This is a genomic window from Arthrobacter sp. ISL-72 (genome assembly GCF_018613755.1).
In the GTDB taxonomy this organism is placed as follows: Bacteria; Actinomycetota; Actinomycetes; order Actinomycetales; family Micrococcaceae; genus Arthrobacter.
Genome location: NZ_JAGGPP010000047.1, coordinates 1 through 6,434 on the forward strand (window position 1 = coordinate 1; position 6,434 = coordinate 6,434).

Sequence of the window (6,434 nt, forward strand, 5' to 3'; positions counted from 1 at the left end):
ACCCTTGAGGAAAAGCACTGGGAAGTCCTGGAGCAGGACCGCGAAGTACTCGAAGCACTCGCCGCAGACGCTGACAAAGACGAACACCTCTACCAGCATGATCTTGGCGTCGCCCGGATCCGCCGCGTATACGAAGCCGACGCCCAAAGGCAGGCCGCCATGCTGACAGGCGAGAGCGTGTAGTGGATGACAGGGAATCTATGCTTCTGACCGTCTTCCTGCGGCATGACCAGTCAGCATCTGGAGCAGATCCAAGCCGGGTTGGACGAGGGCGACTGGTGGAACGGTTTCGCGCCCGAGGGCTGCGAAATCGTCTCCTGGGTAGTGACCATGGGCGTCGGGCAGATAGTTACACGCCGGTTCCCGGCTGCTTTGCTGAATTCGATCAACGTGGAGCTTGAACGACGGGCCTGGGGAGTGTTCTCAACTGAGTTCTACCTCACATATGACTTCCTGCCGGTACGTGAACGCCTGCGCAGGGAATCCAATGAAAGGGCCAACCGATGAGTCGAGCCACAACCACGACAGTCCCCGAACCGCCCCACAAGAAGATGTTTAGTAATGCCCGAGTCCATGGGAAGCACTTTTTCCTCTCCGGATGCATGCGGGCGACTCCGGCGGAGTTGTAGGCGGAAGTGACACCTACCTGCAGTCAAAAGAAGCCTTCCGGCGAGTCAAGGACCTGACGGAAGCCTGCGGGGCATCTCTTGACGACATCCTCATCCTGCGCGTCTACCTCACAGACATCAGCGAAAAGGGACTGGTCGGCACGGCAAAGTCGGAAACTTTTTCCGGCGACTTTCCTTGCTCCGCCCTGGTGGAGGTGAGCCGGCTCGTCGAGGATGGCTTGACCGTGGAAATTGAAGCACTAAGGGATCATTGGGGCTGCCCACCAGCGCAAATAGCGCCAACTGCGGCGATGCGGGCGGAGGGAGGGCCCAGTGTAGGTGTTGGCCCACGAAAGTCAGCTGTAACTAGCAGCTGACTTTCAAGGCCAACCTACCGTCCCTCACAACAGGTCGCTGCGGGTGCCTAAGCACCGGTTAGGACAGGGTGATGGCGAGCGGTAGAGAACTTTAAGACCATGCCGCGAAGCTGATCTGTCAAGGTGCCGCAGTACGCCACCTGCTCGCCTGCGAAACACACTATATCTTCTCCACACCGGAGAGTTGGCTGGGGCATGAAACCATTCATGGCCGCTTGTACACGCCCGGGGAGACCAAGAAGTTCGAAGGACAAAATGAAGCCAGCGCAGACTTGCCGTGTCGGGATTATCGGGTATGGAGCCATCGGAGCGCGGGTTGCTGCGGATGTCGCCGCGGGGCGGGTCCCCGGGGCCTCTTTAGAAGGAATTATCTCCCGCCGTCCTCTTAGCGGTGCTCCCGCAGGCCAGATCACGCTGGAGCAGGCACTGGAATGCTGTGACCTGCTGGTTGAATGTGCCGGCCAGGAAGCGCTTGTTGACCATGGCGAGGTTGTGCTCTCGGCGGGGGTCGATCTGCTCGTGACTTCTATCGGCGCACTTGCTGATAGAGGACTCTCAAAGCAGCTTCACGCAGCAGGGCCGGGACGGCTGTTCCTGACCTCAGGTGCAGTCGGCGGCCTTGATCTTTTGTCCTCGGGCGCCCGCATGGAAGGCTATGACAGAGTCACGATCACGACGACGAAGTTGCCGGGCTCCCTCGTCCAACCCTGGATGGAGGATGCTCTAGTCGAGCAAATACAAAGCGCCCGTGGCCCCTTGGACGTTTATCAGGGACCGGCGGCTGAAGCTGCCCTACTTTTCCCGAAGTCCTTGAACGCAGCCGCGGCCGTTGCCATAGCCGTAAACGACTGGGACTCTGTGACGGTGCGGGTCAGGGCAGACCCCGGAGCGGAACTGACCAGCCACGTCATCGAGGCTTCAGGAAACGTAGGCGAATACCGGTTCGAAATCCGCAACAAACCCTCCGAGGAAAACCCAAGGACAAGCGGCGTAGTACCCTTCGCCGTACTCCGCTCTCTGGAAGCAATCATTGGTGCCCGCGGTGGTCTTATGTGAGCGTAAGAGCGCGGCGCCTGAGGCAGGATGCTCCCAGGCATTAGGGCCTCCTGACGCACTGACCTGCCTAATCCGGGCCTGCGCGAAACCATATCATGTACTGTGTTTCCTCGAGTACAGGTGCGAACCGAGCGCTAGAGCGGCCGGTGGTAAACGTCCTGTTCGGCGAGGTGCCAGCGGAATAGTGACTATTGCATCTTGACAGGGCTGGTTTCGGAATTTTGGTCAACCGCTTCCATCACGCCGGCATCATATGCCACCACCGATGCTTCTGCCTTCTTCAGCAGCATTGCCAGCTGGTCGAGTTCCGATGACGTCAGACCACTCAACAGCTGACGCTGCTGCTCTAAATGCTTACCGAATGCCTCATCTATAACAGCCTTGCCATGAGCGGTCAGTTGGGCGTAGACAACCCGGCGGTCCTCTCGAGTTCGTACTCGCTCGATTAGGTTCTGTTCCTCCATCCGGTCCAACCGGAAGGTAATGCCGCCTGTCGTGAGCATGGATGACGTAGCGAGCTCCCCGGCAGTTTTCCGGTGAGGGGGTCCGGAGCGACGTAGATTAGCCAGCACATCAAAGGACGCCAGCGTCAAACCGTACTCGTCAAAGTAGGAACTTTCTACCGCGCGAACCTGGTTGCCCAGACGCATGAGCCGGCCGAGGATGCCGATCGAGCTCGCATCGAGGTCAGGACGCTCCCGCGCCCAGTCTGCAAGTATGCCGTCGATTGCATCGGCTTCGGTTGTTTTGTTGGCCATGGCCTATTGCCCTCCAGAGTGTCAGTAATGAACCTTAACACTGAGTTTCCCACGATTCAATGAATTCGGTACCGCTTTTGCTTAGGGGCTTGTTACTTAGTTCAAAAACCCTTAGTCTTGAGATAGTTAGAGTTGAGGGAGTTCCCGTAAGCTTTGATGACTGTAAATCCGCCCCAGTCCGAGAGGTCCAACAATGAGCGAAACCGTAAGTGCACCGACAACAGAACTCGAAGAACTCATCGATTCGTCTATCGCTTCCCGTGAAAGCCGCATCGTAGACTTCGATACCCTGAAGTTCCAGACGAAGATGGGCGAAAAATTCCGCCGCGGACAGGTCCGCTACATTGGCTCCGGAGCTACCGGTGACCACTCGGATGACAACAACATCCTCCAGGCCGAGCATTTCACGTTCTCCAATATGGTTCTGCCCGCCGGGTGCGTAGGACCTGAGCACACGCACCCCGACGTCGAAGAGGTGTTCTTTGTCCTCGAGGGGCAGGTGGAGTTCAGCGTCCACGACGTCGAGGACGGTACAAAAAAGGCCAGTCGTGTCCTGGGCTACCGTGACCTCATTCGTGTTCCTGCAGGAGTGCCCCGGAGCCTTCGCACTGTCAGCGAAGAAGATGCACTGATCTGCGTAATCATTGGTGCGAAAAAGCCGGAGATCCCGTTCTACCCCCCGACCTCCGAGATGCACGGAGTCACTCGTTAGAACGGCTCCTCCGAGAAGCGCGGGTACCAGCTGCACAGCTGGTACCCGCGCTTCTTAATGCAGCCAACAGGTATCAGTAGAAGACAATATTTTCGTTTGTGACATTGAGTAGCAGCATCAGCTGCATTGACGATGGAGTCGACAACATTGGCCAAGCCACTTCCCCCATGCCAACCCGCCCACAACCTTGGGAGGGCAATTGCCGTCCTAGCGAACGAAGCGGTGAGCAAGTGACCGTTGCAGTGGAAACCCTCCAGCCCGCCAGGGCGGGCAAACCCACAAATCAACAGGCACGTCATTGTTGATTCGCTTGTCGCACACGGCATCAGGCGGGCGCATATTGTCCCCGGCGAGAGCTTCTTGGATGTACTTGACGGGCTTCACGACTCAATGATCGAAACCATAGTCTGCCGCCACGAGGGTGGCGCGACCTACATGGCGGAAGCCGACGGCAAGATGAACCAATTCCCCGGCATAGCGATGGTCACCCGGGGTCCGGGTGCGGCCAATGCCCATGTTGGGCTGCACACTGCCTGGCAGGATTCCACACCCATGATGCTGTTCGTGGGCCTGATCCCCTTCGCCCACCGCGATCGCGAGGCCTTCCAGGAATTCGACATCAAAGCCTGGTTCGACACCGGAGCCAAGCGCGTTATGGTCCTGGACCATGCCGAACGCGCCTCCGAAATCGTCGCCGAGGCCATCTTTGCGGCAATGAGCGGACGCCCCCGGTCCCGTCGTCATCAGGCTGCCCGAGGACGTCATCAGGCAACAGATCCCCGCCGAACTTCACCCGCCGATCCCTGTTGCCACGGGAGGCATGACCACAGCGGATTCCAATGCCCTGGCCGCGGCCCTGGCAGCATCGAGCGAGCCGCTGTTCGTGACCGGTGGCAATGACTGGACACAAAAGGGCGCCGACCAGCTCACAGCCTGGCTGGAAAAGCACCACATTCCCGCAGCGGCAGAATGGCGGACGCAGGGCACGGTTCCGTTCACGACCTTGCCAAAATCGAACTCCCGGTAAAGGACGAATGGAAAGCCCGGACGGCACGGATGCGCAGTGAGCAGGAATCCTTCGCAGCCCTCCCTCCGGCGACGCCTACGGCCGGCCCTGCACGGATGGACACCTTGATGGCCAACCTCGTGCCCGCGCTGCCGACCGATGCCATGATCACCCTTGGCGCCGGCGAACACACCAACTTGGCACACCGCTATTTCCCCTCCCAGGGCCACGCCTCCATGATCAGCGCCCGCAACGGCTCCATGGGGTACTCCATCCCCTCGGCCATCGCGGCGTCCTTGGAATACCCAGGCCGGCGCATCGTCACCATCGCTGGTGACGGCGAATTCCTTATGAACGGCCAGGAACTGGCCACAGCAGCCCAGTACGGTGCCACTCCCCTGGTGATCGTGATGGACAACCAGGAATACGGAACTATCCGCTCCCACCAGGAACGCCAATACCCTGACCGGGTCTCCGGAACGCAACTGAAAAAACCCGGAATTTGCGCTCATGGCACAAGCCTTTGGTGGATTCGGCATCAAAGTCGACCACGATGCCGACATCCCTACCGCAAATGAAGCAGCACTGAAAGCGATCGACGAAGCCCATATGTTTGCGCTCATCCATCTAGTGGTCGGACAACGGGTCAAGGCCTACTAAAGCAGCCGCGGCACTGGGCTACCCTGCCGCCGTCATCCAACTCTGGACACCGCCCCTCAAGGCGAGCCGCTCTACGAACGGAAAACATGTCTGTCCCCACACTTATCGAACTCGAATTGAGAGCGATTGCATCCGGACCCGCCATGGCAGATGCGCGCCGCAGACCATTGGTTCCGCACCACGGTTTCCATCTATGCACTGCACGCCGTTCGTCGTATCGTGGCCGCATGTCCATCCTCTTGGAGGTCATCTGGGCTGTGGTTCAGGCCGTCATTGAGGCCGCGGCGGACGTCTTCTGGGGCCGCGAGGAGAAGCAGGACGACGGCTCTGACGAATAGTGCGCACAGCAGGAACACCTTTATGGAGGCCCTGCCCACGTCGCGCAATCAGGGCGCTCCGCGCCGGCCGCCCACGAAGTTTCGTTCGGCGCTCCTCCGTCGCTTATCTCCCCACGAAATTGTCGTGGTTTCGGCCGGTTTCCCCAAGTTGCACTCCGGCCCCTCAACCCAGCGGTGACTCCGTTATCAGAACAACGCCCACATCCAATGGCCGGGTTCAGAACCGGCCAGGCGCTGAGGGAACCGGAGTCATGGAAACGCTCAGCCTTGGCCGACGTGCTCAGCTTGATCGGACCTACCATCGGCTTCCTGCCGCGCAGGAACCTGGTCTACATCATCGTGGCCCCAACCGCATGGGCGTCGCCCTGCGCATGGAGACTGCCGAAAAACGGAGCCATAGGTCATGTAGTAAGCCCCGGGCAGCACCCATGAACAGTCGTGAGAGAAAGAAATAAATCCCAAGCCGGCATAGTCCCGCTCCCCCAGACCAGCCAGGTCATGTAGCCCAGACCTGTCCCTGCGATGAATGAGTAGGCAAGGAAGAAATTCACCCAATCCATGGAAAGGAACTAACCGGCCACAAGGAACGGCCAAAGATAACTACACACCGCGCGGCCGACACCCGCCAACAATCTCCGAACAGGGTGTGGACAGTGTCCACACTCAGAGGCCCACAAGCCCCTGACCAGGGAAAACACGTGCCCGAGGTGGGACTCGAACCAGCCTCTTCCCCTGCGAATCCGCCGCTCCGCCGAAAACCTCCCCAGTCCGGCCCAGTCCGACGCCGGTACAACCGACTCCGAAGCCCCGGGTGTGGACACTGTCCACACCCTCTTTTGTAAGCATTTGATGTAGTGCCTAGCGAACTGCCGCCGCCCTTCGCTCCGTGAGAGTTCCGCGATCACGGGCACCGCGGCCC

The 6,434-nt window shown here is 59.4% G+C and carries 5 protein-coding genes and 2 pseudogenes; 6 read left to right on the top strand and 1 reads right to left on the bottom strand.

Annotated features, from left to right (window positions below; translation table 11 throughout):
• From J7I92_RS23100 to J7I92_RS23115, 4 genes and pseudogenes are all read left to right on the top strand, one after another.
• A pseudogene (locus J7I92_RS23100) lies at nucleotides 1-183 on the top strand (3-phenylpropionate dioxygenase); the annotation flags it as partial.
• Nucleotides 184-225: 42 nt separating this feature from the next.
• Nucleotides 226-507 carry a hypothetical protein gene (locus J7I92_RS23105; RefSeq protein WP_214844269.1) on the top strand — a complete coding sequence of 94 codons (282 nt, stop codon included), beginning with the start codon at nucleotides 226-228 and terminating at the stop codon, nucleotides 505-507.
• Nucleotides 508-598: 91 nt separating this feature from the next.
• Nucleotides 599-985: a RidA family protein gene (locus J7I92_RS24755; RefSeq protein ID WP_214844270.1), complete on the top strand. Its 387-nt coding sequence runs from the start codon at nucleotides 599-601 to the stop codon at nucleotides 983-985.
• A gap of 255 nt (nucleotides 986-1,240) precedes the next feature.
• A complete protein-coding gene (locus J7I92_RS23115; protein WP_214844271.1) occupies nucleotides 1,241-2,041 on the top strand; it encodes an aspartate dehydrogenase domain-containing protein in 801 nt (266 codons plus the stop codon).
• Nucleotides 2,042-2,229: 188 nt separating this feature from the next.
• On the opposite strand, the gene J7I92_RS23120 is transcribed toward J7I92_RS23115, so the two are convergent.
• A complete protein-coding gene (locus tag J7I92_RS23120; RefSeq protein WP_214844272.1) occupies nucleotides 2,230-2,799 on the bottom strand; it encodes a MarR family winged helix-turn-helix transcriptional regulator in 570 nt (189 codons plus the stop codon).
• Between the two features lie 193 nt (nucleotides 2,800-2,992).
• Between J7I92_RS23120 and J7I92_RS23125 the strand changes: the two genes are divergently transcribed.
• Together J7I92_RS23125 and J7I92_RS23130 are read left to right on the top strand one after the other, a co-directional pair.
• The gene (locus tag J7I92_RS23125; protein ID WP_214844273.1) at nucleotides 2,993-3,511 is read left to right on the top strand and encodes a cupin domain-containing protein; all 519 of its coding nucleotides are present in this window, start codon (nucleotides 2,993-2,995) and stop codon (nucleotides 3,509-3,511) included.
• Nucleotides 3,512-3,748: 237 nt separating this feature from the next.
• Nucleotides 3,749-5,177, top strand: a pseudogene (locus J7I92_RS23130) (thiamine pyrophosphate-dependent enzyme).
• Nucleotides 5,178-6,434 lie beyond the last annotated feature (1,257 nt).

Coding starts and splice junctions, on each gene's coding strand:
- J7I92_RS23105 (WP_214844269.1), top strand. CDS start 226: ATGACCAGTCAGCATCTGGAGCAGATCCAAGCCGGGTTGGACGAGGGC.
- J7I92_RS24755 (WP_214844270.1), top strand. CDS start 599: ATGCATGCGGGCGACTCCGGCGGAGTTGTAGGCGGAAGTGACACCTAC.
- J7I92_RS23115 (WP_214844271.1), top strand. CDS start 1,241: ATGAAGCCAGCGCAGACTTGCCGTGTCGGGATTATCGGGTATGGAGCC.
- J7I92_RS23120 (WP_214844272.1), bottom strand. CDS start 2,799: ATGGCCAACAAAACAACCGAAGCCGATGCAATCGACGGCATACTTGCA.
- J7I92_RS23125 (WP_214844273.1), top strand. CDS start 2,993: ATGAGCGAAACCGTAAGTGCACCGACAACAGAACTCGAAGAACTCATC.